The following is a 24,077-nucleotide window of genomic DNA, read 5'->3' as shown; positions in this document are numbered from 1 at the left end:
CGAGCCGTTCCCCCACCAGCGTCCCGAGGAGGTGTCCGTCCTTGGCACGTCGGACCAGCCAGGCCCGGGTCGTGGGACTCAGCAGTCTGTTTCCGATGCGCCATGGGCGTCCGGCAGGCCCGAACTCGACCTGACACACCGGTCACCGACCGGCGCCCGGGTCACGACGGGTGAGCCTGGCCGCCGGCCCCGGGTGCCCCGGCGCGCAGCCCGTCCATGACGAGGTCGAGGAGCCGGGCGGCACGCGGGCGCCAGTCGTCCGTGGGTGACAGCTGCCACAGGCCGCCGATGGCGAGGACCAGGTCGTCGGGGGTCATGCCCGGCCGGATGGCGCCCACCGCGTCGTTGGCGCGCAGGAGGAGTTCGGCCGCGTCGGTGACGGGGGTGTGCGTCGGCTTCTCGGGGCCGCCCGGTGTGCTGGTGGCGAGACGGATCGCGTCGGCGAGGCCTGCCTTGGTCATGGCGAACTCGGCCAGTCGGTCCATCCAGGCGCGCAGGGCCCGCTCCGGCGGCAGCTGTTCGAGCAGGTGGGCCGCGCTGTCGGCGACCTGGTGTATCTCGTGGCGGTAGATCTCCAGGACGAGGGCCTCGCGGTGGGGGAAGTTGCGGTAGAAGGTGCCCTGTCCGACGCCCGCCTTCTTGGCGATCGCGCTGAGCGGGGCGTCGGGGCACAGCGTCAGCTCGGCGAGGGCCACTTCGAGAATGCGCTCACGGTTGCGCTGTGCGTCCGAGCGCAGGGGCGCGTCCTTCTTGTGCTGCACTCGACTCTCCTCGGGGGTGCGCGGCCGAACCCCACCCTTGCTAAGCGGACACCTGTCCGTTACTTTTGCCGGTAGCGGACGATTGTCCGGTTGGGTTCAACGATAGCCCCGGCCGGGTCCGCGCGGGAGTCCGCGGCCGCCGTCATCGCCGTCCCGTGCGCTCACCCCCGCCCCATGAACGATGTACCTCGGCGGTTGCCAGGCACCGGCGGCCGCCGCCTCAGGTTCCGGAAGCGTGAAAGAAGCTCTCATGGCCTTACCGACGTCCAGCGTCATCACCTTGCACATCAACGGCGAGCGGCACACGCTGCCCGTCGACCACCGCACCACCCTGCTCGACGCACTCCGCGAGCGACTCGACCTCACCGGCACCAAGAAGGGCTGTGACCAGGGGCAGTGCGGAGCCTGCACCGTTCTGGTCGACGGCCGCAGGACCGTCGCCTGTCTCCAGTTCGCGGTCGCGGCCGAGGGGCGTGAGGTCACCACCATCGAGGGCGTGGCGGACGGCGACCGACTGCACCCGGTACAGCAGGCCTTCCTCGATCTCGACGGCTATCAGTGCGGCTACTGCACGCCGGGCCAGATCTGTTCGGCGATCGGTGTGCTCGCGGAACACGCCGCCGGATGGCCGAGCGCCGCCTCGGCCGACGTACGGCCCGAGGCCGGACCACCACCCCTGACCACGGACGAGATCCGTGAGCGCATGAGCGGCAACCTGTGCCGCTGCGCCGCCTACCCCTCGATCGTCGAGGCCGTCACCAGGGCCGCGGAATCCGGGGCCGGGGCGCGCACCGATGCCGGACCGGAAGCGAAGGAGCCTGCCGCATGAGGGAGTTCGGCTACCGGAAGGCCTCCGACGTGGCGGGCGCCGTCGCGCTGCTCGACTCCGATCCGGACGCGCGCTACCTCGCCGGCGGCACCAATCTGGTCGACCTGATGAAGACCGGCGTCGAACGTCCGGGACAGCTGGTCGACGTGCGTGGCCTGCCGCTGGACCGCGTCGAGCCGACCCCGGCCGGTGGTCTGCGCATCGGCGCGACCGTCACCAACAGCGACCTCGCCGCCCATCCCCTGGTCCGCGCCCGCTACCCCGTGCTGGCGCAGGCGGTGCTCGCCGGCGCCTCCGGCCAGCTGCGCAACATGGCCACCGTCGGCGGCAACCTGCTCCAGCGCACTCGCTGCGCCTACTTCGCCGACACCACCGGACCCTGCAACAAGCGGGATCCCGGCAGCGGCTGTCCGGCCGTCAGGGGCGAGAACCGCAACCACGCCGTCCTCGGCGCTTCCGCGCACTGCGTGGCCGTGCACCCGTCGGACATGGCCGTCGCGCTGGCCGCCCTCGACGGCATGGTGCACTACGAGACCGCCCAGGGACCGGGCGAACTGCCGCTGGGCTGGTTCTATCTCCCGGTCGCCGACACCCCGCACCGCGAGACGGCCCTGCCGCCGGGCGCGCTGATCACCGGCGTCACCCTGCCACCGGCTCCGGTCGCCGCCCGTTCCCGCTACCGGAAGGTGCGCGAGCGCGCGTCCTACGCGTTCGCCGTCGGCTCGGTCGCCGCCGCGCTCGACGTCCGCGACGGTGTCGTGCGCGAGGTGCGCCTGGCGTTCGGCGCGGTCGCCTCCCGGCCCTGGCGGGCCCGCGCCGCCGAGCGGATCCTGACCGGGGCTGCCGCCGACGCCGAGTCGTTCGCGGCCGCCGCGGACGCCGAACTGGCGGCGGCCCGGCCCCTGTCGCACAACGGATTCAAGGTGACCCTGATGCGTAACCTGACCGTGGCCGTGCTGAGCGAACTCGCCGAGGAGGCCGCCCGATGACGACGACCGAGGCGCCCCTCGCCCGCGTCCGAGCCGTGGGCACCGGTCACGTCCGTGTGGAGGGGCGGGACAAGGTCACCGGTGCGGCCCGGTACGCGGGCGAGATCCCCTTCGCCGAACTCACCCACGGCTGGCTGGTGTTGTCCACCGTGGCCCGCGGCCGGATCCGGGACGTCGAGGCGGACGCGGTCCTCGCGATGCCAGGCGTCCTCGCCGTACTGGACCATCGCAACGCCCCGCCGCTGAAGACCGACTACATCGGTCTGCTGGGCACCGCCCCGGACCCGACCTGCGCGGTCTTCCAGAACGACCGAGTACCGCACCTGGGCTGGCCGGTGGCGCTGGTGGTCGCCGAGACGTCCGAGCAGGCACGCGAGGCCGCCGAGGCTCTCGTCGTCCACTACGAACAGGCCCCGCACGACGTCGGGTTCACCGGCGACCACCCCGACGCCCACCCGTCCGACGGCCATATGCCCGCCGTGACGGACAAGGGCGACCTGGCGGCCGAACTCGCCGCGTCCGCCGTCGTCGTGGACGCCACGTACACCACGCCCGAAGAACACCATCACCCCATGGAGCCCCACGCGGCCACCGCCCGCTGGGAGGCCGACCGGCTCGAGGTGGTGGACTCCAACCAGGGTGCCACCTGGGTCGTCGCGGAACTGGCGAACCTCTTCTCGCTCGACCCCGCGTCGGTGCGGGTGCGTTCGGAGCACGTCGGCGGTGGCTTCGGCAGCAAGGGCGTGCGCGCCCACCAGGTCGCCGCCGTGATGGCGTCCAGGATGATCGGGCGTCCGGTACGAGTCGTGCTGACCCGGCGGCAGATGTTCACGCTGGCCGGCCACCGCAGCCCCACGATCCAGCGGGTCAGGCTCGGGGCGGACACCGACGGACGCCTGCGCGCCCTGGACCACCTCTCGCTCAGCCGCACCTCCACCGTGCACGAGTTCGTCGAGCCGAGCGCCGGCGTGGCCCGGGTGATGTACGACGCCGACGCCCACCGCACGGAGAACCGGGTCGTACCGCTCGACGTCCCGAGCCCCACCTGGATGCGCGCCCCGGGCGAGGCGCCGGGGTCCTTCGCGCTGGAGGCCGCGCTCGACGAACTCGCCCAGCAGTGCGGCATCGACCCGATCGAGCTCCGTCTGCGCAACGAACCGGACCGGGGACCGGTCTCCGGTCTCCCCTTCGCCGGCCGCAATCTGCGCGCCTGCTTCGAAGAGGGCGCCCGCCGCTTCGGCTGGGACCGGCGCGACCCGCGGCCCGGGGTGCGGCGCGAGGGGCGCTGGCTGCTCGGCACCGGGACCGCGGCGGCATCCTTCGGCGCCGGCGCCGCCCCGTCCACGGCCTCGATCACCGCCGAGGCGGACGGCCGCTTCACCGTACGGATCGCGGCGGCGGACATCGGCACCGGCGCGCGGACCGCCCTCACCCTGGTCGCCGCGGACGCCCTGGACGTCCCGCCGGACCGCGTACAAGTGCGCCTCGGCGACAGCGCGTTCGGGTTCGCGATGATCGCGGGCGGCTCCATGGGCACCCGGTCCTGGTCATGGGCCGTCATGGCCGCCGCGGGCGAACTGCGCGACCGGCTCGTGCCGGGCGCGGCGATCCCGGCCGAGGGCATCACCGTGCGCTCCGACACCAGCGCAGCGATCGCCGCCCTCGCGCAGAAGGAACGGCACTCGTTCGGCGCGCAGTTCGCCGAGGTCGCCGTCGACCCCGCCACGGGCGAGGTGCGGGTACGGCGCATGCTCGGCGTGTTCGCGGCGGGGCGCATCGTCAACCCCCTCACGGCACGTGGCCAGTTCACCGGCGGCATGATCTGGGGCATCTCCATGGCCCTGCACGAGGAAGCCGCGCGCGACGCGGCCTCCGGCGGGCCCGTCGGAGCGGATCTCGCGGGCTATCACGTGGCGACACACGCCGACGTCTCGCGGGTCGAGGCGCACTGGGTGGCGGACGACGACCCCGACGACCCGGTCGGCATCAAGGGCATCGGTGAGATCGGCATCGTCGGCGCTGCCGCGGCCGTCGCCAACGCCGTGTGGCACGCGACCGGCGTACGTCACCGCAGCCTGCCCATCCGCCCCGACCGGGTCCTGACCGGCGGTCGCGATGCTTGACCTCGCGCCGCAGCTGGGCGACTGGCTGGCCGAGGGCCGCAAGGCCGCCGTCGCGACCGTCGTGTCCGTCGGCGGCAGCGCCCCACGCGGTCCGGGCGCCGCCCTCGCCGTCGACGGGGAGGGCACCGTCATCGGGTCGGTGTCCGGCGGCTGCGTCGAGGCGTCGGTCTACGACCTGTGCGCCCGGGCGCTGGAGACCGGCGACAGCGTGCTCGAACGCTTCGGCTACAGCGACGAGGACGCCTTCGCCGTGGGGCTCACGTGTGGCGGGGTCCTCGACGTCCTGGTCACCCCGGTCACGGCGGACGGTCCGGTCGGTGCGCTGCTGCGTTCCGCCCTGGACACTTCCGCACGGGGTGAACCCGTCGCGCTCGTCAGGGTCGTCCGCGGTCCCGGGGCCCTTCTCGGCGCCGCGCTGCTCGTGCACGCCGACGGCTCCCGCGAGGGCGGGCTCGGCGGGCACGAGGACCTCGACCGCGCCGCCACGGCACACGCCGTGGCCGCGCTCGACACGGGTCGTACCGCCACGGTCGAGCTGTCTCAGGACGGATCCCACTGCCCCGGCGGGCTCACCCTGCTCGTCGAGACGAGCGTGCCGCCGCCCCGGATGATCGTGTTCGGTGCCGTCGATTTCGCGGCGGCCCTGGTCCGGGCCGGCAAGTTCCTCGGCTATCACGTCACCGTGTGCGACGCCCGGCCCGTCTTCACCACCCCGGAGCGTTTCCCCGAGGCCGACGAGGTCGTCGTGGACTGGCCGCACCGCTATCTGCGGGGCACCCGCACGGACGGGCGCACCGTGGTGTGCGTGCTCACCCACGACGCCAAGTTCGACGTCCCGCTGCTGGAGGTCGCCCTGCGGTTGCCGGTGTCGTTCGTCGGTGCGATGGGTTCCCACCGCACCCACGCCGACCGGGACCGACGGCTGCGCGACATCGGCCTCCAGGAGCACGAGTTGGCGCGGCTGAGGTCGCCCATCGGCCTGGACCTCGGGGGGCGTACGCCGGAGGAGACCGCCCTGTCCATCACGGCGGAGATCGTCGCCGCCCGCCGGGGCGGGACGGGCCTGCCGCTGACCGGCTCGGACAGACCGATCCACCACCGCCACTCCGCCTGAGGCCGGACAGCGCGGCCTGCGCGGCCTGCGCGGCACGAGAGCGGCCCGTCCCGGACACAACTCCGAGGGCGGGCCCCTGTGTTGTCTGCCCCGGCCGCTTTCGCCGCCGTGTCGGACCGACCGCTCACCCCGACCGCCGGAAGGTCGGCCGCTCCCTTCCCCAGGCGGCCAGCGGCTGGAGTGCGTCGTTGAGGCGCGTGCCGTCCTCGGTCAGCGTGTACTCGACGCGGGGCGGCACCTCGTCGTAGGAGACACGGTGCACGACACCGTCCGCTTCCATCTCGCGCAGGTGGGAGGCCAGCACCTTCTCGGTGATCCCCGGAAGCAGTCGGCGCAGCTCGCCGAAGCGTCGGCAGGGATGCTCGTGGAGTGCCCAGAGAAGAAGCACCTTCCACTTGCCGCCGATCACCTCCATCGCGGTGTCGATCCCGCAGGCGTGTCCGTCCGGTGCGCCCGGCCGGTTCAGCGTCGTCATGCCCCACCCTTCCGACGTGCTCGCTCACCCCAGGGTAACCACCCACTCCCAAGTACGTACTTGTTCACGCCGGGGCCTGCGACCAGCCTGATCGGCATGACACAGAACACTGTTGAGAAGACCGCCGTCACGCTGCTGGGTCTCGGCGCGATGGGTGCCGCGCTGGCCCGTACCTGGCTCGCCGCCGGTCACCCGCTCACCGTCTGGAACCGCACCCCGCACCGCTCCACCGCGCTGGCCGCCGAGGGGGCGAGGGTCGCGGACAGTGCCGCCGAGGCGGTCGCGGCGAGCACCCTGGTCGTCGTCTGTCTGCTGGACGACGCCTCGGTCGACGAGGTGTTGGCCGGCGCCGACCTGGCCGACAGGGACCTGGTCAACCTCACCACCAGCACCCCGGCCCAGGCCCGCGCCCGCGCCGAGTGGGCCCGCGGGCGCGGCGCCCGCTATCTGGACGGCGGAATCATGGCCGTCCCGCCGATGATCGGTGTCCAGGAAGCCGGAGGCTACGTCTTCTACAGCGGCTCGCGGGAACTGTTCGAGCGGCACCGGAGGACCTTGGGAGTCCCGGCCGGCACGACGTACGTCGGCGAGGACGCGGGCTTCGCGGCCCTGCACGACGTGGCCCTGCTCAGCGCCATGTACGGGATGTTCGCCGGGTCCGCGCACGCCTTCGCCCTGATCCGCAAGGAGGACATCGATCCGGCGTCGCTCGCCCCGCTGCTCGCCGGCTGGCTCGTCGCGATGGCTCCGGCGGTTCACCAGACCGCCGACCATCTCCGGAGCGGCGACTACACCGCAGGTGTCGCCTCCCCTCTCGCCATGCAGGTGGCCGGCACGCCGACCTTGCTGAGCACCGCCGAGCAGCAGGGCGTCAGCCCGGAACTGCTCAGCCCCTACTTCGAGCTGATGCGCCGCCGCCTGGGTGAGGGCAGCGACGAGGAGGACCTGACGGGCGTGATCGACCTGCTGGTGCGCTGATCGGCAGCATGCCGGCGGTCGCCGCGAGCGCCCGCCGGGCCGGCGCGCTCCTGGGCGAGTTCACCCGACCGGGACGCCTACCCGCTGCCGGGCACTGTCGCCCCGATGCCGATCGTGTGCACCACCGTCGAGGGCGGTCCCGACGTCGAGCGGCTCCACCTGCTCGACGGCCTGATCGACGCCCGACCGGCCCGAGCCACGTCGGGCGGCCGTCACGGGCGGTGTGCGAGGTGGATCACCCGTGCAGTGAGCGGTACGCCGCGACCGCGCCGGGGTGCAGGGGGATGCCGCCCGTACCGATCAGGCTGCCCACGTCGAGGAACTGGGTACCGACGGCGTTGCCGGGTACGAGGGCGCTCGCCCGCAGGGCCAGCAGGCGGGTCAGCGCGTCGGCGACGCCGCGGGGAAGATCGGGGCGGCACACCAGCAGGTTGGACACTCCGATGGTGCCCACTCCGCCCGCCGACCGGTACGCGCCCTGCGGCAAGGACACCTCCTCCAGGCCCGCCCCGGCCAGGCCGTCGCGGCCGCCCAGCCGGGGCAGCAGACCGGCCAGCGGAAGGAACCGCAGGCCGACGCGGTCGTCGAGGTCGGACAGGGTGGGCAACGGTACGCCGCCCGCGACGAGCAGGGCGTCGACCGAGCCCGTCCGCACCGCGTCGGCCGCGTCGGCCAGCGGGAGATGGCGTACGGGCGCGTCGGTGCCGGGGGAAAGCCCCGCGGCGTGCAGGATCCGTTCGCCGAGTACGGCCGCGCCCGAGCCGGTGGCGCCGAGCGAGACGGTGTGTCCCGCCAGGTCGGACACCGCGCGTACGGGCGAGTCGGCGCGGACGACGAACTGGAGGTAGGTCTCGTACACCCTGCCGAGCGCGCGCAGCGGCACGGGGTGCGGGAAGAGGTCGGTGCCCTGGGCCGCCAGCGCGGTGTCGGTGAGGACGAGTGCGAGGTCGGCGCGGTGGTCGCGGAGCAGTTCGATGTTGGTGACGCTGCCCGCGGTGGTACGGACCCGGCAGGCCAGACGGGGATACGCCGCTTCGAGCTCGGTGGCCAGGAGGCGGCCGAAAGCCGCGTAGAACGCTGTGGGCTCCCCGGTCGCGACGCGCAGGACCCCGCTCGGGCCGGGCAGCTGCCGGGAGGCGTCGGCCGTGAGCGCGCCGCCGAGGACGGCGACGGCCGCCGTGCCGAGGGCGGCATGGAGAAGGGCGCGGCGGTCGACGGGACGGGTCATGGGGCACCTCCGTCGCCCGGCACGCGCGGTACGACCGCTCTGGCCCGCAGCCCCCGCGGTCGCGCGGGTTCCAGCTCCAGTCGGCCGCCCCGCCCCGCCAGCAGCTGTTCGGCGATGGCCAGGCCCAGGCCCGTACCCGCGGTGCCGTCGTGTCGTTGCCGGCCCGATCGCCAGAACCGGGTGGTGGCCAGCGCGAGCTCCTCCGTGCCCAGGCCGGGTCCGTCGTCGGTCACCGTGAGGACCGCGAGCGTGCCTTCGGCGGTACAGCGCAGCGAGATCTCGGCGCCCGGGCCCGCGTACTTGATGGCGTTGTCCACGAGGACGTCCGTGATCTGGGCGAGTTCGCGTTCCGTGCAGGCGGCCGTGAGGCGGGCCGGAGCGGCCCGGAGCGTGAGGCGGGCTCCGGCGCGGTGGGCGACCGGCTCCCAGAGGCGGTGCCGGTCGGCCGCCACGGCCGTGAGGTCGCAGTGGGCGTCCGAGCCGTCGGTCACCGTCAGTTCCCCGGCCCGGTGTTCCGCGGCGGCGAGGGCGAGCATGTCGTCGAGGAGGGTCTCCAGGCGGTCGAGCTCGGTGGTGACCCCGGTGTAGGTGCGGCTCGCCGACGCGGGCAGGTGGGGGTGCAGGGCGTCGACGCGGAGCCGCAGCGCCGCCATGGGGTTGCGCATCTGGTGGGACGTGTCGGCGACGAGCCTGTGCTGCTGCTCCAGGGCCGCCGTGACCGTAAGCGCCATGCGGTTGAAGCCGATCGCGAGTTGGCGCAGTTCGGGCGGGCCGCCGGCTCGGGTCTGTTCGGGCGGGAGTCCCGCGGCGAGCTGGCCGACGGCACGGTCGAGACGGCTCAGCGGGCTGACCACCCACCTCGTCGCCGCCCGGGCTAGGACCGCGCAGGCGACGGCGACCAGAGCGGCGCCCGCGAGGACGGCGGCCCAGCGCCGGGTGATGTCCTCCGCCGCGGTCCCGACCGAGGCCCGCAGCACGACGGCCCCGGAGACCCGGGTCCCGGTGCCCGCGGGCTCGGCGAACATCCGGGATCCCTGCGACCAGGGGCGCAGCGCCCCCGTGGGATGCGCGGCCTGGTTGCGCAGCGCCGCGTCGAGCAGCCGCGCGACGTCGGGGTCGGCGGCCCGCATGCCGCCGGTCTGGACGACGGGGTTGCGGCGCGTGTCGGTGACGACCAGCGGTTCGCCGTACAGCTGTGTGTAGCGTCGCGCCTCGGCTGCGACGGCCGAGGTGTCGCCGGTCGAGGCGGCCTGGTCCATGAGGGAGGCGAAGCGGTCGAGGTCGGCGCTGCGGGCGAGAACCAGTTGCTGGGTGCGGTCGGACGCGGTGAACAGCAGCAGCGGTACGGCGAACGCGGCCACCGCGATCACGACGAACAGCAGGAGTGCGGCCTGGACCCGGGTGCGCACGCGTGGTTTCCCCTCAGTCCTCGAGGTCCCCGAAGCGGTAGCCGAAGCCCCGGATCGTGGTGAGCAGCTCGGGGCGGCGCAGCTTGGCGCGCAGCTGGGTGAGGTGTACGTCGAGGGACCGGGACACGGCGTGGCGGGCGTCGCCCCACACCTCGTCCAGGAGCTGCTCGCGGCTGACCGCCGTCCCCGCACGCCCGGCCAGCACGGCGAGGATGTCGAACTCCTTGGTGGTCAGTTCGATCTCCGCCCCGGCGACCCGCACCCGGCGCGCGTCGAGATCCACCTCGACGTCACCCGCCCGGGCCGTCCGTACGGAGGAGGCGCTCTTCGCCGCGTTCCGCCTGGTGACCGCGTCGATCCGGGCGAGCAGCTCGGCGAGTCGGACCGGCTTGACGAGGTAGTCGTCGGCTCCGAGCCGCAGTCCGCGCACCACCGAGCGCTCGTCTCCGCGGGCGGTGAGCACCACCACCGGCATGTCACTCACCGCGCGCAGGGCGCGCAACACGTCCAGGCCGTCGGTGTCGGGCAGGCCCAGATCGAGAAGCAGCAGGTCGGAGCTGCGGTGGTAGGTCAGCACCTCCCTGCCGTACCGGACCCGCCGGGTGACATGGCCATGGTCGTACAGGACCTCCACGAGCGCCGCGGCCACCCCGTCGTCGTCCTCAGCCAGCAGGATCTGCACCCTGACCACCTTCTTTCGGCCACTCCCGGCCACTGCCTCCAGCCGAATGTAGACCACACCGACCGCGCACTCGTCGGAGTGTTAAGGGGAGGTTAGTTCTGTGTTCGGTCCTCTCGTCCGCCGGTGCGGGACGGAGCCAGGCTGCACGGCACCCAGCAGCCCGAGAAGGACGCCGCAATGATCATTGACTGTCACGGTCACTACACGACAGCCCCGCCGGCCCTGGGGGCATGGCGCACCCGGCAGATCGCCTCCCTCACCGACCCATCGGCCGCCGCCCCGACACGCGCGGACCTGCGTATCGACGACGACGAGCTGCGCGAGACCATCGAGCCGAACCAGTTGCGGCTGATGGACGAACGCGGCATCGACGTGACGGTCTTCTCGCCCCGCGCGTCGTTCATGGCGCACCACGTCGGGGACTTCGAGACCTCCGCCGCCTGGACGGCCCTCTGCAACGAACTCTGTTTCCGCGTCAGCCGGTTGTATCCGGAGCGCTTCGTGCCCGCCGCCATGCTTCCGCAGTCGCCCGGCGTCGACCCGGCGACGTGCCTCCCGGAACTCACCCGCTGCGTGGAGGAGTACGGCGCCGTCGCGGTGAATCTCAACCCCGACCCCTCGGGCGGTCACTGGACCGCGCCGCCGCTCACCGACCGCTCGTGGTACCCCGTCTACGAGAAGATGGTGAAGTACGACATCCCGGCGATGGTCCACGTCAGCACGAGCGTCAATCCCGCCTTCCACACCACCGGCGCGCATTACCTGAATGCCGACACCACGGCGTTCATGCAGCTGGTGCAGGGTGACCTGTTCGCCGATTTCCCGGCCCTGCGCTTCGTCATCCCCCACGGCGGCGGCGCCGTCCCCTACCACTGGGGCCGCTTCCGGGGCCTGGCCATGGCGCTCGGGAAGCCTCCGCTCGAGGAACACGTCCTGCGCAACGTCTTCTTCGACACCTGCGTCTACCACCAGCCCGGCTCGGATCTCCTCTACGACGTCATCCCGGCCCGCAACATCCTCTTCGCCTCGGAGATGATCGGCGCCGTCCGCGACATCGACCCGTGTACCGGCCACCACTTCGATGACACCCGCCGCTACACGGAGGCGGCCAAGCTGCCCGCGGACGACCTCGCGGCGATCCAGGAGCACAACGCCCGCGCCGTGTACCCGCGCCTGGACGGGCTGCTGAAGCGCCAGGGGCGGTGAGGCACATGAGCACTCCCTCCCCCAAGACGCCCGGCTGGCTGGACTGGTACCGGAACCCGTCCACACCGGCCTTCCGGCTGCCGCCGGGGACCGTCGACGCGCACTGTCACGTCTTCGGTCCGCAGGCCGATTTTCCGTTCGCGCCGGAGCGGAAGTACACGCCCTGCGACGGCGGCAAGGAGGATCTGTTCGCGCTCCGCGACCATCTGGGAGTCGACCGCAACGTCATCGTGCAGGCCACCTGCCACGGCGCGGACAACAGCGCCATGCTCGACGCCGTCCGAGCCGCGGGCGGCAGGGCGCGCGGTATCGCGACGGTCCGCCCGGACATCAGCGAGGGCGAGTTGCTCGAACTCGACGCAGCGGGCGTGCGCGGAGTGCGGTTCAACTTCGTACGGCGTCTGGTCGACACCTCGCCCGAGGACGACCTGCACACCATCGCCAGGAAGGTCGCCCCGCTGGGCTGGCACGTCGTCCTCTACTTCGAGAGTGTCGACCTTCCCGAACTGGAGGCTTTCTTCGGGTCGTTGCCCGTCCCGCTGGTGGTGGACCACATGGGGCGACCGGACGTGACCCAGCCCGTGGACGGGCCGCAGTTCACCCGGTTCCTGCGCTTCGTCGACGCCAACGATGTCTGGGTGAAGGTGAGTTGTCCCGAGCGCCTCAGCGTGACGGGGCCCGCCGCCGTGAACGGCGAACGGCACGCCTACACCGACGTCGTCCCCTTCGGCCGCCGCGCCGTGGAGGAGTTCCCCGACCGGGTGCTGTGGGGCACCGACTGGCCGCACCCCAACCTCACCGGCCACATGCCCGACGACGGACTCCTGGTCGACCACCTGCCGCAGGTGGCGGTCACCGCGGAGCAGCGGCACAAGCTCCTCGTCGCCAACCCGATGGGCCTCTACTGGCCCGGCGAGCACGTCTGACATCCCCGAACTCCCCTGTGTTCCCCGTGTATGTCCACCCACTCCGACAAGGGCCGCTCATGCAACACTCCAACGCGCTGAACCGGCTGGACAGGCTTCCGGTATCCCGGTTCCACAAAGTCACCCTGCTCGCCGTCGCCTTCGCCTACTTCTTCGAGTTCGCGGACATCAACAGCTTCGCCACCACCGCGCCGAAACTGATCAAGCTGTGGGGCCTGACGGTTGACCAGGTCGCCTACGTCACCTCGCTCTCGTTCGTCGGGATGTTCCTCGGGGCGATCGTCGCCGGGTCGATCGCCGACCGGTGGGGCCGCAAACGGGCACTGCTGTGGACGACGCTGTTCTTCGGCGTCTCCTCGTTCGCCGCGGTCTTCTCCTGGGACCTCGTGTCCCTCGGCGTGTTCCGCGTCCTGACCTCGGCGGGGCTGTCCGCGATGACCGTCGTGGGGGTCGTCTACGTCAACGAGATGTACCCGTCGGCGATCCGTGGCAAGTACCAGGCGTACGCCATCGTCATCGGCATCTGCGGAACGCCCGTCACCAACCTCATTGCCAGCGCCGTCGTCCCGCTCAACGACTGGTCGTGGCGGCTGGTCTACCTCTGGGGCTCGCTGGGCATCCTGCTCGTACTGTTCACCCGGCACCTCAAGGAGTCACCCCGCTGGCTGGAGAGCAGGGGAGAACACGCCAAGGCGGACGCGGTCCTCCGGGAGATCGAGGAGAGCGTCACGGCGGAGAAGGGTCCCCTTCCCGAGCCCGCGCCCCCGGTCGACGAGACACCGTCGACGAAGGCGCCCCTGCGGTTGCTCCTCCAGAAGAAGTACCTGTTCCCGACGCTGCTGCTCACGGTGTTGTGGACGACGCAGACCATCGGCTTCTTCGGCTACTCCAGCTGGGCACCCACCCTGCTGGCCAAGGAGGGCTTCAGCGTCGAGAAGTCCGTCTTCTACGTGGCCCTGACCACGGTCGGCGCACCGCTCGGCTGCTATCTGGCCTCCCTGGTCACCGACCGCTTCGAGCGCAAGTGGTGCCTGGTCGCCTTCGGCACGGTGATCGCGCTCTGCGGTCTGCTGTACGGGCTCACCTTCAACCCGGTCCTCATCATCGTGTTCGGGTTCCTGGTGAACCTCTTCGAGCGCGGCTACACCGCCCTCGCCTACGCCTACTCCCCCGAGCTCTTCGACACCCGAAGCCGCTCCCTGGGCACGAGCGTCTCCTACGGCCTGGGACGGCTGTCGAACGCCGCCGGTCCGCTGATCGTCGCGGCGCTCTACAACGGCCACGGCTATCAGAGCGTCTTCTACTTCATCGCCGGCACCTGGCTGTTCGGCGCGATCGCCCTGGCCGCCTTCGGCACCCGTACGCGCTCGACCCGCCTCGCCCAGGCGGAGCGGCAACGCGTGAGCCTGCCCGCCTGAGGCCGCCCGGTCCACCGGAGGATCACACCGGTCAGGTCTGCTTCTCCATCCTGATGGCCTGGCGGAGTTCCTCGCTCGCCGCTCCCGGTTCCCGCCGCTGGATCTCCAGCAAAGCGGCGGCGATGGCGTCGAGCTTGCGTTGGATGGCGTGCTCGGCTCGCCGTTCGGAATTCTTGAGCAGTGCCAGGAGCAGCAGCGAGACGGCGGACATCGTCTCGCCCACCAACAACAGCCAGGGCGTGGGCAGCTTCAGTGCGTGCGCGGCGATCGCGGCGGCGACCAGAACGAGGCACACGCCGAAGAAGGCGGGAGAGCTGGTGAAGTTCGAGGCGTTTTCGGCCAGGCGGGTGAACCGCCCCGGCCGGTCGCCGTCCCGGTGCGCGGGGTGCTGTGGTGCCATCAGGTCACCGGCGGTCTTCACGAAGCCGGCCGGTCGGCAGGAGCCCCCAGGGCCCAGCCGGAGACATCGCCCAGCCGGCCACGCCACAGCGGAGCGGTCGCGGTCCCGGGCACGGACAGGAACGTGACGTCGACGAGATGGATGAACCCGTGCAGCCCGTCCCCCGGCCCCGGCTCCGCATCGGCCTCCTTCAGGGCGGACCGGATGGTGTGCGCCAGATGTGCCATGTGGTCGGCCGCGTCCTCCGCTCCGGTGGCCGTCGACACCACGTGCTCCCAGCGGTCGGCCCACGTGCGGGACCCGACCAGGTTCCCCGCGACGATTCCACCGGGCGTGGTCAGGCAGATCTTGAGGGCCGCCTCGGGCTGCGCGTCGACCAGCCGCAGCAGGATCTCCAGATGGGCGTCGATCGGCGGGAGCGCGGCGCCGCTTTCGCTCACCACAGGTCCTCTCTGGTACATGCCCGGGGCCCGGGGAGGGCGTCCGCGCCCCCGGCCACGAGTTCTGGGTATCGGGTGTCGAGTGTCGGGTGTCGGTCTCAGTTGGTGGTGAGCATGCCGGCGCGCAGGCGCTTCAGAGTGCCGGAGAGCAAGCGCGACACGTGCATCTGCGAGCAACCGAGCCGTTCGCCGATCTGCGCCTGGGTCAGCTCCTCGACGAACCGCCAGTGGAGGATGTGCCGTTCACGCTCGTCGAGCTGGGCGAGCAGTGGCGCCAGCGTGTGGAAGTCCTCCACCAGTTCCATGGCCGCGTCGTCGGACCCGAGGAAGTCCGCCAGTGCCGTCTCGCCGTCGGGGCCGCCGCCGATGGTGGCGTCCAAGGAGGCGGAGTTGTAGCCGTTGGACGCCACCCGGGCCTCGATGACCTCCTCCTCGGTCAGGTCCATCAGCTCCGCCAGCTCCTTGACCGTGGGGGTCCGGCCCATACGGCTCTGGAGCTCCTCGGTGGCCTTCGCCAGCTGCACGCGTGCCTCTTGCAGACGGCGCGGCACATGCACCGACCAGGAGGTGTCTCGGAAGAAGCGCTTGATCTCACCGACGATGTACGGGATGGCGAAGGAGGTGAACTCCACCTCACGGGATATCTCGAACCGGTCGATGGCCTTGATCAGCCCGATGACGCCGACCTGGACGATGTCCTCCATCCCGTCCGCACCGCCCCGGTTGCGGAACCGGCCGGCCGCGAAGCGGACCAGGGACATGTTCATCTCGATCAGCGTGTTGCGCGCGTACTGGTGCTCCGGCGTGCCTTCCTCCAGCACCGCCAGCTTCGCGAAGAACAGCTTCGACAGGCTGCGGGCGTCCTTGGGCGCCATCTTGCCCGGTTCGGGGACCACAGGCAGTGCCGCTGTCGTCTGCTCCTCGGCCGCCTGCGCGATCGTCGTCGTCATCTGTGATCTCCCCACCCTGCCGGTGCCCTGCGTTCGAGCCGATGTCGCCGCGTCTACCCCCTCACTCGCAGAGCATGCACATGCCCGGCAGAAGTGCCTGGGCGGACGGGCAGGAACTTGCTGTCCCGTCGGCCCGGAACGCTGTAGGCCGGTACGTCGGGGAGGGAGGAACCCAACCTCTGTTCGGTGGGGGACCGGGCCGGATCCGCATCCGCATCCGCCCTACGCTTCACGCACGAGCGATGAGTGCCGGCGACGAACACGGTCTGTCCTGGTAGGACGCACATCATCGCCGACATCTCGGTTTCCCTCGACGGCTCCGTCACCGGTCCCGACCCCGGCCCGGACAACGGTGTGGGCACCGGCGGCGAGGATCGTCGCCCCCTCCACACGTGGGCGTTCTCCGACGACCCCGACGACCACCGGATCCTGCGCGAGGGGACCGCCCGCTCGGGCACGGTCGTCCTCGGCCGTCGGCTCTTCGAACTGGTCGACGGGCCGAACGGCTGGAACGACGACTGCGGCTACGGCGCCGGTGAAATCGCCAAGCCCGTGTTCGTCGTCGTGACGAGCTCGCCGCCGGAGTCGATCCGGCTCACCGACCTCGACTGGACGTTCGTCACCACCGGTCTGCCCGACGCCGTCACCGACGCGCGTGCCGGTCGCCGAGGCGGCGTCCTCGGCGACCGGCACCGACCTCGACGTCGTCCTCATGGGCGGCGGCGCCACGATCGGTTCGGCGCTCGCCGCCGGGCTGGTCGACACTCTGTCGCTGCACCTCGCCCCCACGATCCTGGGCGCCGGGACGCCCCTGTTCACCGGCGGCGTCCCGCGCACGCTGGTACAGCGGAGCGTGACCTCGACCTGGACCGCGACCCACCTGACGTACGACATCCTCTGATCCCGGGCCTCTCGTCCACCGGTCGGCTGATGCTTCCAACACCCCATCCGCCATGGACAGTTGAGTGAATCCGGCACCCCGCGTACCGGGCTGGATCACTCCGTTTGGCATGACCCGAAACGGGTACGCTGGCGGGCGTATCAGCATCGCTCTCCCCACACGGAAACGCGAGGCCCCCACGTGCTCAAAGCTCCCCCCACGTCCAAACACTCGATACGGACCACTCCCCCGGCCGCGGCGATGCCCTCACCAAGATGTTCGTCCGAGGAGTCGGGACCCGGTCATCAGCGGTGATGCCGCCCCGGTACGCCGTGACCCTGATGGCGGTCATCCAGGCCGGGTTCGCCATCATCGGCGTCGCCAACCTGATCAAGGCGTCGCACACCCCGCAGAGCCTCTCGATCTCCTGTGTCGTGGTGGGCTGTTGCTATGTGCTCCAACTTGCGCACTGTTCCCCCCAGGTGCGTACCCGCCTGCGGCACATCAGATGGACGCTGGCCGCGCAGGCCGCGCTCTCCTTCGCGCCGGTTCCCCTCCTCGGCCATGAGTCGGGGGCCATGTGCGGATTCCTCGCCGGGGCCTGCACGGTCGTCCTCCAGCCCAGGCTGTCCCACATCCTCTTCTGTCTTATCTCCCTGGCGGTGTTCGTCATCGCGCTCGGCACCGGGGACGACCTCTACACCGCCGCGTTCATGCTCTTGTCCTGCGTGTCCATCGGTCTCATCTCCCACGCCCTGAGCCGACTGGTCGACCTGGTGACGGAGCTGCATCGGCGGCGGGAGGAATCCGCCTGGGTGGCGGTGTCCCAGGAACGCATCCGCTTCACCCAGGACCTGCACGACCTGTTCAGCTACAGCCTCTCCGCGATCACCCTCAAGACCGAGCTGGCCAACAGGCTGATCGGCAGGGACGACGCACAGGCCCGGAAGGAGCTCTCCGAGTCCCTTCAGATCACCCGCGCCGCCCTGGCCGATGTGCGGCGGGTGGTGCACGGCAAGCGGTCCCTGCATCTGCTCGACGAGGTCGAACGCGGCAACCGCGTCCTGCACGCCGCGAACATCGAGGTTTCCACGGAGGGCGACTTCCGGCACATCGAACCGCGGATCGGCAGCGTGCTCGCGGTGGTGCTGAGGGAAGCGGTCACCAATATTCTGCGGCACAGCCAGGCGAGCCGGTGCCGGATCACGCTGGGAACCTGCTCCACCGGGCCCGGGTCCGGGCACCAGATCGAGCTGGTCGTGGCCAACAATGGCGCGGTCGGCTCACCCGAACCGCCGGGCATGACCGCCGAGTTCGACGACCGGTACGGCGGCAACGGCCTCGACCACATGGCTGCGCGCGTCGAGAAGATCGGCGGCGTGCTGCAAACCGACGCCGCAGACGGCTGGTTCGTCCTGAAGGTCTGCTGCCCGACACAGTCCCCCGCCGCGCTCCAGGTCGCCTGCCCCGGGCCTCCGACGACTTTCGAGCACCGCTCGAGGAGTCACCAGCAGGGTCGGTGACCGAGGGCGGCCGGCCCGGGCTCCATCGGTCACCGACCGCCCGGTCATGGCTCGCCGTCGGCTCGGAGGGGACCATTGGAACAGCAGAAGAAGCTGACTCCGCACATGAAACACTACGAGGAGTTCGCCACCGGTGACATCTGCTGGGCGCCGTACGTCATGTTCTTCAACCGGCCCGGTCACCGCTCACCCGCGATCAACACGGACGCGGGTGGCTTCCGCCACTCCGTAGGGGAGCGCGGTTCCTTCTCGCTCAGGGAGAACCTCCCCGACGGGCCGGTGAGCCTGATGCTGGGGGCCTCCCCCGCCTTCGGCCTCGGTGCGACCGACGACGCACACACCATCCCGTCGCTGCTGTCCCAGGGGCCGTCGTCCGTGCCATGGCTCAACCTCGCCGCCCCGGCGTTCAACTCCACCCAGGAAACGCTGCTGTTCCTCATGCACCGGGGCGAACTGCCCGCGGTACGGGACATCGTCGTCTACTCGGGACTCAACGACCTGGTGGTAGCCGGACTTCCCGCCGCCGACAGCGGCTACGGGCAGTTCTTCTTCTCCGGCGAGTTCTTCCACCAACTGGGTGTTCCCACGCTCGGTCAGCACACCCAGCAGCCCGGCTGGGCCCAGGGACGGCTCGCCCAGGCGGCACGCCGCCTCAGCGGTGAGGCCCGGCAGGAGCAGGAGAAGCAGGCCCTGGCCGACCCGGAGCGCCGCATCGACATCGCGGCCCGCGCGACCGAACGCGATCTCGCCCGGCTCGTCGAACTCGCCGCCCCGACCGGGGCCCGGGTGCGCTTCGCCCTCCAGGCCACCGCGTCGTGGAGCCGTAAGCGCCTCACCGCGCAGGAACGCCTCCTCATCGAGGAGAACTACAGCAAGCGTTCGCAGATGTGGAACCTCTTCCAGCCGATCCTCGACCCGGCGGTGCACGCTTCCTACGCGCAGCGCCTGGAGACCGTCTGCAAACAGATCGGTGTGCCGTTCCTCGACGTCAACGAGGCGCTCAACGTCTCGCCCCACCGGGACGCGTGGCTGTTCGTCGACCAGACGCACCACACGGACGAGGGCAGCCGCGTCGTGACCGACATCCTGCGGACCGAATTCGCCCTGCGCTGAGCACGCCCCGCCGCGCGCGGTGCGCCCCCGTCCTCCCACTGCGAGGTGACCAGCATGTTCCGAAAGCTCTTCGCGCTGTTCAAATTCCGCAAGAACCGGCGACGGCGCAAGGACAACTCCATCTACCCGATGTTCTGAGGGAAGGTGTCGCTCCGTCATGTCCTCCCACTACAGAACGCTGTATCTGCGTGCTCTCTCCCCCGACGCCCTCTCCCGGCTCACACCGCAGGACGTCCGGGTACTTCCCGCCGTCGACGCGTACACCGACCCCGAACGTGCCGAGGAGGAACTGTCGGCGCTGACCGAGGAGGCCACCCGGTGGAGCACGGGGGAAGCGGACCGCTTCACCGGCTTGTTCCCGAGCGTGGCCGGCCCCGCGCCGGACGAACGGCAGGAAGCGGTCCGCCGGGTCCTGCGCAACTGTGCGCCCCTGGCACTGAGCGCGGGGGCCTGGCTTCAGTGGCTGTCGAGCCCCGGCAACTCCGAGACGGAACCCGTCCTGCGGAGCCTGACGCTGTACGCCACGGACGTAGGCGTCGGCATGCCGCTCTCCGACCGTGGCACCGACTACCGCGAGTTGCTGAGGCGGCACGGCGTCGCGGAGGAACAGCCCGGTGTGCGGCTCGCGGGCAGTGAGTACATCGACGGCTTCAGCTTCCGGCTGCCCGCCATGCTGCTGATGATGAGCCGCCTCCCCGACACCTACCGGTCCCAGTTGCTCGGCGCGGACCTGTGCCTGCGCCATGTCCGCGTACTGCCCCCGCTGGCTTCCGCCTTGCGCGCCACGGACACCTCGCGAGACGTCACCGAGGCTCTCGACCTGGGCGGGCTGCGGCCCGGTGCGCCGGCCACCGGACGCGACCTGTCGTGGGCCGCCGTGCGGGCGCACCTGGCCGCCGAGGCCGGAGCGGGCTCCACGCGGACGGACAACGCGGCCGGCCGGGTGCTCGCGGGATTCCGCTGGGCCCTCCAGGAAGTACGAACCTGGAGTGAGCGGCTGTACCGCGAGACCGCGCTCTCCCTCCACCCCGACTACGGGGTCTGGCGGCTGATCCACACGCGGGCCCGCCAGGCGGCGGTCTACCATTCCGGTTTCCGGCTCGAAGGGCGCCCGCTGTCCGAGTGGTTCGCCGATGTGGACGCCGGACCGACACCGTTCCTGGCCGCACTCGCCCGTAGCCGTCTGGTACGCCCCGGGAAGCCCGAGAACAGCCCACTGCTGGGGCGGCTCATCGGCCCGAAGGGCCCCATGTTCCGCATCTTCACCGAGGAGGAGCTCGCCGTCCTGCGGCGCTGGATCCGGCTGCTGCCGGAACCGGGGTCCGTGCTCCACCCCGTGGCCGGCGCCGGCCACGATCCCCACGGCGAACTGCACCGGGTGCAGGCCGACTGGCCCGCCCAGGGGGACGCGGCGACCCGGGTGGCGGCCGACGGGACTGCGCCGCCGGACCGGCAGCCCTCGGGCACGGCGCGCAGGCCCTCGCTGACGCCCCGGACGGCACGCGCCGCCTATCTGCCGCTGCTGAGCCGGTCCGACGCGCCCGGCGTACGGGACTTCGCGTACGCCTACGCGACGCGCTGGCTGGCACGCTCCCAGTACGCCATGAACCGCGCGTCGAAGGGCGGGCTGCCGGCCCGTTGGGACCGCGACAACGGGCTCCGCGGCTGGCTCGCCCGCGCGCACGACCAGCACGCGGAGGTCTTCGAGGAGAGCCAGGTCGCTCTGCCCAGCCGCGCCGAACTGGTCGACTCCACCCTTCAGTTGGCGCCACTCATCATGATCGACGGCGGTTGGTTGCAGGGCTTCACCGACTATCGCCTCGCCTCCTCCCGGGTCGGTCATTTCCTCTTCCGCACCTACTGGGACGAACTCGGCAACGGTGAGCGGGACCTCAACCATCCGCGCATCTACCGTGCCTTGCTGCGCCAGATGGACATCGACCTGCCGCCCACCGCGTCGCCCGAGTTCACCGCCTGGAGCACGCTGCGGGACGAGTCCTTCGCCATGCCGGTGTTCTGGCTCAGCGTCTCCCGCTTCCCCGAGGAGTTCATGCCGGAGATCCTCGGGCTCAATCTGGCGATGGAGCTGTCCGGGGTGGGGGGCAGTTACCGCGACGCGCGCGTGGCCCTGCGACACCACGGCTTCAGTACCCAGTTCGTCGATCTGCACAACACCATCGACAACGTGGCCACCGGGCACTCCGCGTGGGCGGCCGACGCTATCGACGGTTACCTCGCCGACCTGCCCGCGGTGTCCGGACCCGGTGGGGAGGCCGATGCGTGGGAGCGCATACGGATCGGCCATCGCTCCCTCAATCCGCCCGCGGGGCGGTCCGCCGAGCTGTACGCCACGCTGCGTGCCCGGCGCCGTTCCGCATCCGCCGCCCGCCTCGCGCGCGCCTCCCTCTGAAACCGAGGAGCCGAGCCCATGTCCCCCCAAGCCCCGGTCTTCACCGTTCTGGGTCTGTCCGCCTACTACCACGACAGCGCGGCCGCTCTCGTCGGCCCCGCCGGGATCCTCGCCGCCGCCCAGGAAGAACGCTTCAGCCGGCGCCGTCACGACCCTTCCTTCCCCGAACTCGCCCTTCGTTACTGCCTGGACGAGGCGGGGATCGGCATCGCCGACCTGGACGCCGTCGCGTACTACGAGCGCCCGGACCTCAAGTTCCGGCGTGTCATGGCGACGTACCTCGGCACCGCTCCCCGCTCCTGGAGCTCGTTCCGGGAGGTGATGCCCGGCTGGCTGAGCTGGAAGCGGCGTGCGCTGACCACGGTGCACGAGCGCCTTCAGGAGCTGGCGTCCGGCCCCGTGCCCGAGGTCAGGGCCTTCGGACACCACGAGTCGCACGCAGCGTCCGCCTATCTGCCCAGCCCCTACGAATCCGCGGCCGTGCTCTGCGTGGACGGTGTGGGCGAGTGGACGACGACGTCGATCTGGCACGGCGTGGACGGGAACGTCGTGCCCGTCGCCGAGCTGTCCTTCCCGCACTCGCTGGGGATGCTCTACTCAGCGTTCACGTACTTCTGCGGATTCAAGGTCGACTCGGGCGAGTACAAACTCATGGGGCTCGCTCCCTACGGACGGCCCCGCTACGCTCCGCTGATCCGGGAACGGCTCGTCGACATCAAGGAGGACGGTTCGTTCCGCCTCGACATGCGCTGGTTCGCGTTCCTGTACGGCCACGTGATGACGGGCCGCGCCTTCGAGGAGCTGTTCGGCGGGCCGCGCCGCGAACCCGAGAGCCCGCTCACCCAGCGGGAGTTCGATCTCGCCGCGTCGGTGCAGGCCGTCACCGAGGAGATCATGCTCAAGCTGGCACTCGCGGCACGCCGCCTCACCGGGGAACGACGCCTGTGCATGGCCGGCGGTGTGGCGCTCAACTGCGTCGCGAACGGAAAGATCGCCGAGGCAGGCATCTTCGACGAGCTGTGGGTCCAGCCCGCCGCCGGTGACGCGGGCGGGGCTCTCGGGGCGGCTCTCCTCGCGCAGCGGGGACCCGCCCGGGCCCGGACCCACACCCGGTCGGGCGGCGACGCGATGCACGCGTCCCGGCTGGGCCCCGGATACGACGACGAGGACATCCAGACGTACCTCGACGCCTCTGCCATTCCCCACCGCCGCCTCGGCCCGGAGCAGATCAGCCGCGCGGTGGCGGGGCAGCTCGCGGAGGGGAGGGTCGTGGCCTGGTTCCAGGGCCGCATGGAGTTCGGCCCCCGTGCGCTCGGCGCCCGGTCGATCCTGGGTGACCCACGCGATCCGGCGATGCAGTCCGCGATGAACCAGAAGATCAAGTTCCGGGAGTCGTTCCGGCCCTTCGCCCCCGCGGTGCTGGCCGAACGGGCCGCCGAATACTTCCGATTGGAGCAGCCGAGTCCGTACATGCTGATCGTGGCGCGGATCGCCGCGCAGCAGCAGCTGGCGACGGGGGCCTCCGAGCACGTCGACGGCCTCGACCTGCTCAAGGTCGCCCGTTCCACGATTCCCGCCGTCACCCACGTCGACCACTCGGCTCGCGTGCAGACCGTGAGCGCGGAGCACGACCCCGCCTTCCACCGGCTGCTCACCGAGTTCGACCGGCTCACCGGCTGCCCGGTCCTCGTCAACACGTCGTTCAACGTGCGGGGCGAGCCCATCGTGGCGACACCCGAGGACGCCTACCGCTGTTTCATGCGGACGAACATCGACACGCTGGCCATGGGCGGCTTCCTGATCGAGAAGGCCCAGCAGCCCGCGTGGTCGGAGGACGACAACTGGCGCGAACTGATCCCGCTGGACTGAACTTCCCACTTCGAGAGGGCCTCACCATGGATGCGCTCCGCCGCGCCTGTGTCTTCGTGCTGCTTGCCGTGAGCTATCTGTTCGTCCTCGTCCCCGTCGGCCTCGTCACGCGGTTGGTGCGCGACCCCCTTGACCGCGCGCTCCGCCCGGGAGCCCGGACCTACTGGAACCGGCCTCGTGCCTGAACACACGGACTTCCGGTCCGTCCTGGTCATCGGCTCCGGCTCCGCCGTCGACGGTGGGGCCGCCCTGGCCGACCACTCCGGTACCCAGGCGTGCCGTGTCCTGCGTGCCGAGGGGCTGCGGGTCATCCTGGTCAACTCCAACCCGGCGACGATCATGACCGATCCGGAG

The 24,077-nt window shown here is 71.3% G+C and carries 21 protein-coding genes and 1 pseudogene; 14 read left to right on the top strand and 8 right to left on the bottom strand.

Annotated features, from left to right (window positions below; genetic code table 11):
• Positions 1-161 precede the first annotated feature (161 nt).
• On the bottom strand, positions 162-761 hold the full coding sequence (locus tag ACFVYS_RS27870) for a TetR/AcrR family transcriptional regulator (RefSeq protein WP_389506330.1): 600 nt from the start codon (positions 759-761) through the stop codon (positions 162-164).
• Between the two features lie 250 nt (positions 762-1,011).
• On the opposite strand from ACFVYS_RS27870, the gene ACFVYS_RS27865 reads away from it, so the two are divergent.
• Genes ACFVYS_RS27865 through ACFVYS_RS27850 form a run of 4 tightly spaced genes read left to right on the top strand, consistent with a single transcriptional unit; the run spans position 1,012 to position 5,816 of the window.
• Positions 1,012-1,590 carry a (2Fe-2S)-binding protein gene (locus ACFVYS_RS27865; protein WP_389506328.1) on the top strand — a complete coding sequence of 193 codons (579 nt, stop codon included), beginning with the start codon at positions 1,012-1,014 and terminating at the stop codon, positions 1,588-1,590.
• Entirely contained in the window at positions 1,587-2,579 is a 993-nt protein-coding gene (locus tag ACFVYS_RS27860; protein WP_389506326.1) for an FAD binding domain-containing protein, read from the top strand. The genes ACFVYS_RS27865 and ACFVYS_RS27860 overlap by 4 nt, the downstream gene beginning before the upstream one ends.
• Positions 2,576-4,702: a xanthine dehydrogenase family protein molybdopterin-binding subunit gene (locus ACFVYS_RS27855; protein WP_389506324.1), complete on the top strand. Its 2,127-nt coding sequence runs from the start codon at positions 2,576-2,578 to the stop codon at positions 4,700-4,702. The genes ACFVYS_RS27860 and ACFVYS_RS27855 overlap by 4 nt, the downstream gene beginning before the upstream one ends.
• On the top strand, positions 4,695-5,816 hold the full coding sequence (locus ACFVYS_RS27850; protein WP_389506322.1) for an XdhC family protein: 1,122 nt from the start codon (positions 4,695-4,697) through the stop codon (positions 5,814-5,816). Before ACFVYS_RS27855 ends, ACFVYS_RS27850 begins: the two co-directional genes overlap by 8 nt.
• Positions 5,817-5,940: 124 nt before the next feature.
• On the opposite strand, the gene ACFVYS_RS27845 is transcribed toward ACFVYS_RS27850, so the two are convergent.
• The gene (locus ACFVYS_RS27845) at positions 5,941-6,291 is read right to left on the bottom strand and encodes a winged helix-turn-helix transcriptional regulator (RefSeq protein WP_389506320.1); all 351 of its coding nucleotides are present in this window, start codon (positions 6,289-6,291) and stop codon (positions 5,941-5,943) included.
• A gap of 96 nt (positions 6,292-6,387) precedes the next feature.
• Between ACFVYS_RS27845 and ACFVYS_RS27840 the strand changes: the two genes are divergently transcribed.
• Entirely contained in the window at positions 6,388-7,269 is an 882-nt protein-coding gene (locus ACFVYS_RS27840) for an NAD(P)-dependent oxidoreductase (protein ID WP_389506318.1), read from the top strand.
• Positions 7,270-7,504: 235 nt separating this feature from the next.
• Here ACFVYS_RS27840 and ACFVYS_RS27835 read toward each other — a convergent pair whose 3' ends face one another.
• The 3 genes from ACFVYS_RS27835 to ACFVYS_RS27825 are packed head-to-tail and all read right to left on the bottom strand — an operon-like array spanning position 7,505 to position 10,588.
• On the bottom strand, positions 7,505-8,497 hold the full coding sequence (locus ACFVYS_RS27835) for a TAXI family TRAP transporter solute-binding subunit (RefSeq protein WP_389506317.1): 993 nt from the start codon (positions 8,495-8,497) through the stop codon (positions 7,505-7,507).
• Positions 8,494-9,906: a sensor histidine kinase gene (locus ACFVYS_RS27830; protein ID WP_389506315.1), complete on the bottom strand. Its 1,413-nt coding sequence runs from the start codon at positions 9,904-9,906 to the stop codon at positions 8,494-8,496. The genes ACFVYS_RS27835 and ACFVYS_RS27830 overlap by 4 nt, the downstream gene beginning before the upstream one ends.
• 13 nt (positions 9,907-9,919) lie before the next feature.
• Positions 9,920-10,588, bottom strand: coding sequence for a response regulator transcription factor (locus tag ACFVYS_RS27825; protein ID WP_389506314.1), 669 nt, complete (start codon positions 10,586-10,588; stop codon positions 9,920-9,922).
• A gap of 177 nt (positions 10,589-10,765) precedes the next feature.
• On the opposite strand from ACFVYS_RS27825, the gene ACFVYS_RS27820 reads away from it, so the two are divergent.
• Genes ACFVYS_RS27820 through ACFVYS_RS27810 form a run of 3 tightly spaced genes read left to right on the top strand, consistent with a single transcriptional unit; the run spans position 10,766 to position 14,138 of the window.
• On the top strand, positions 10,766-11,794 hold the full coding sequence (locus tag ACFVYS_RS27820; RefSeq protein WP_389506312.1) for an amidohydrolase family protein: 1,029 nt from the start codon (positions 10,766-10,768) through the stop codon (positions 11,792-11,794).
• Between the two features lie 5 nt (positions 11,795-11,799).
• Complete coding sequence (locus ACFVYS_RS27815) at positions 11,800-12,720, top strand: amidohydrolase family protein (RefSeq protein WP_389506310.1); 921 nt, start codon at positions 11,800-11,802, stop codon at positions 12,718-12,720.
• 59 nt (positions 12,721-12,779) lie between these two features.
• Positions 12,780-14,138, top strand: a complete 1,359-nt coding sequence (locus tag ACFVYS_RS27810) for an MFS transporter (RefSeq protein WP_389506308.1) — start codon at positions 12,780-12,782, stop codon at positions 14,136-14,138.
• A gap of 31 nt (positions 14,139-14,169) precedes the next feature.
• On the opposite strand, the gene ACFVYS_RS27805 is transcribed toward ACFVYS_RS27810, so the two are convergent.
• The 3 genes from ACFVYS_RS27805 to ACFVYS_RS27795 all read right to left on the bottom strand — a co-directional run bounded on the left by ACFVYS_RS27805 (position 14,170) and on the right by ACFVYS_RS27795 (position 15,928).
• Positions 14,170-14,538, bottom strand: a complete 369-nt coding sequence (locus tag ACFVYS_RS27805; RefSeq protein ID WP_389506306.1) for a low affinity iron permease family protein — start codon at positions 14,536-14,538, stop codon at positions 14,170-14,172.
• A 17-nt stretch (positions 14,539-14,555) separates the two neighbouring features.
• Complete coding sequence (locus tag ACFVYS_RS27800) at positions 14,556-14,978, bottom strand: hypothetical protein (protein ID WP_389506304.1); 423 nt, start codon at positions 14,976-14,978, stop codon at positions 14,556-14,558.
• Positions 14,979-15,076: 98 nt separating this feature from the next.
• The gene (locus ACFVYS_RS27795; RefSeq protein WP_389506302.1) at positions 15,077-15,928 is read right to left on the bottom strand and encodes an RNA polymerase sigma factor SigF; all 852 of its coding nucleotides are present in this window, start codon (positions 15,926-15,928) and stop codon (positions 15,077-15,079) included.
• 246 nt (positions 15,929-16,174) lie between these two features.
• On the opposite strand from ACFVYS_RS27795, the pseudogene ACFVYS_RS27790 reads away from it, so the two are divergent.
• From ACFVYS_RS27790 to ACFVYS_RS27765, 6 genes and pseudogenes are all read left to right on the top strand, one after another.
• Positions 16,175-16,829, top strand: a pseudogene (locus ACFVYS_RS27790) (dihydrofolate reductase family protein).
• Positions 16,830-17,083: 254 nt separating this feature from the next.
• The gene (locus ACFVYS_RS27785; RefSeq protein ID WP_389506300.1) at positions 17,084-18,331 is read left to right on the top strand and encodes a sensor histidine kinase; all 1,248 of its coding nucleotides are present in this window, start codon (positions 17,084-17,086) and stop codon (positions 18,329-18,331) included.
• Between the two features lie 105 nt (positions 18,332-18,436).
• Positions 18,437-19,444: an IopA gene (locus ACFVYS_RS27780; protein ID WP_389506299.1), complete on the top strand. Its 1,008-nt coding sequence runs from the start codon at positions 18,437-18,439 to the stop codon at positions 19,442-19,444.
• A 157-nt stretch (positions 19,445-19,601) separates the two neighbouring features.
• A complete protein-coding gene (locus ACFVYS_RS27775) occupies positions 19,602-21,854 on the top strand; it encodes an iron-containing redox enzyme family protein (protein ID WP_389506297.1) in 2,253 nt (750 codons plus the stop codon).
• Between the two features lie 18 nt (positions 21,855-21,872).
• A complete protein-coding gene (locus ACFVYS_RS27770; RefSeq protein WP_389506295.1) occupies positions 21,873-23,723 on the top strand; it encodes a carbamoyltransferase in 1,851 nt (616 codons plus the stop codon).
• Positions 23,724-23,749: 26 nt separating this feature from the next.
• On the top strand, positions 23,750-23,908 hold the full coding sequence (locus tag ACFVYS_RS27765; RefSeq protein ID WP_389506293.1) for a hypothetical protein: 159 nt from the start codon (positions 23,750-23,752) through the stop codon (positions 23,906-23,908).
• Positions 23,909-24,077 lie beyond the last annotated feature (169 nt).

This window comes from Streptomyces sp. NPDC058295, from assembly GCF_042880655.1.
Lineage (GTDB): Bacteria > Actinomycetota > Actinomycetes > Streptomycetales > Streptomycetaceae > Streptomyces > Streptomyces coriariae.
This window is presented reverse-complemented; position numbering and strand designations above follow the sequence as displayed.

Excerpts from the sequence above, each read along its gene's own strand:
- ACFVYS_RS27770 (WP_389506295.1), top strand. The coding sequence starts at position 21,873 with ATGTCCCCCCAAGCCCCGGTCTTCACCGTTCTGGGTCTGTCCGCCTAC.
- ACFVYS_RS27765 (WP_389506293.1), top strand. The coding sequence starts at position 23,750 with ATGGATGCGCTCCGCCGCGCCTGTGTCTTCGTGCTGCTTGCCGTGAGC.
- ACFVYS_RS27780 (WP_389506299.1), top strand. The coding sequence starts at position 18,437 with ATGAAACACTACGAGGAGTTCGCCACCGGTGACATCTGCTGGGCGCCG.
- ACFVYS_RS27865 (WP_389506328.1), top strand. The coding sequence starts at position 1,012 with ATGGCCTTACCGACGTCCAGCGTCATCACCTTGCACATCAACGGCGAG.
- ACFVYS_RS27845 (WP_389506320.1), bottom strand. The coding sequence starts at position 6,291 with ATGACGACGCTGAACCGGCCGGGCGCACCGGACGGACACGCCTGCGGG.
- ACFVYS_RS27820 (WP_389506312.1), top strand. The coding sequence starts at position 10,766 with ATGATCATTGACTGTCACGGTCACTACACGACAGCCCCGCCGGCCCTG.
- ACFVYS_RS27815 (WP_389506310.1), top strand. The coding sequence starts at position 11,800 with ATGAGCACTCCCTCCCCCAAGACGCCCGGCTGGCTGGACTGGTACCGG.
- ACFVYS_RS27785 (WP_389506300.1), top strand. The coding sequence starts at position 17,084 with ATGTTCGTCCGAGGAGTCGGGACCCGGTCATCAGCGGTGATGCCGCCC.
- ACFVYS_RS27775 (WP_389506297.1), top strand. The coding sequence starts at position 19,602 with ATGTCCTCCCACTACAGAACGCTGTATCTGCGTGCTCTCTCCCCCGAC.
- ACFVYS_RS27850 (WP_389506322.1), top strand. The coding sequence starts at position 4,695 with ATGCTTGACCTCGCGCCGCAGCTGGGCGACTGGCTGGCCGAGGGCCGC.
- ACFVYS_RS27855 (WP_389506324.1), top strand. The coding sequence starts at position 2,576 with ATGACGACGACCGAGGCGCCCCTCGCCCGCGTCCGAGCCGTGGGCACC.
- ACFVYS_RS27805 (WP_389506306.1), bottom strand. The coding sequence starts at position 14,538 with ATGGCACCACAGCACCCCGCGCACCGGGACGGCGACCGGCCGGGGCGG.
- ACFVYS_RS27860 (WP_389506326.1), top strand. The coding sequence starts at position 1,587 with ATGAGGGAGTTCGGCTACCGGAAGGCCTCCGACGTGGCGGGCGCCGTC.
- ACFVYS_RS27795 (WP_389506302.1), bottom strand. The coding sequence starts at position 15,928 with ATGACGACGACGATCGCGCAGGCGGCCGAGGAGCAGACGACAGCGGCA.
- ACFVYS_RS27835 (WP_389506317.1), bottom strand. The coding sequence starts at position 8,497 with ATGACCCGTCCCGTCGACCGCCGCGCCCTTCTCCATGCCGCCCTCGGC.
- ACFVYS_RS27810 (WP_389506308.1), top strand. The coding sequence starts at position 12,780 with ATGCAACACTCCAACGCGCTGAACCGGCTGGACAGGCTTCCGGTATCC.
- ACFVYS_RS27840 (WP_389506318.1), top strand. The coding sequence starts at position 6,388 with ATGACACAGAACACTGTTGAGAAGACCGCCGTCACGCTGCTGGGTCTC.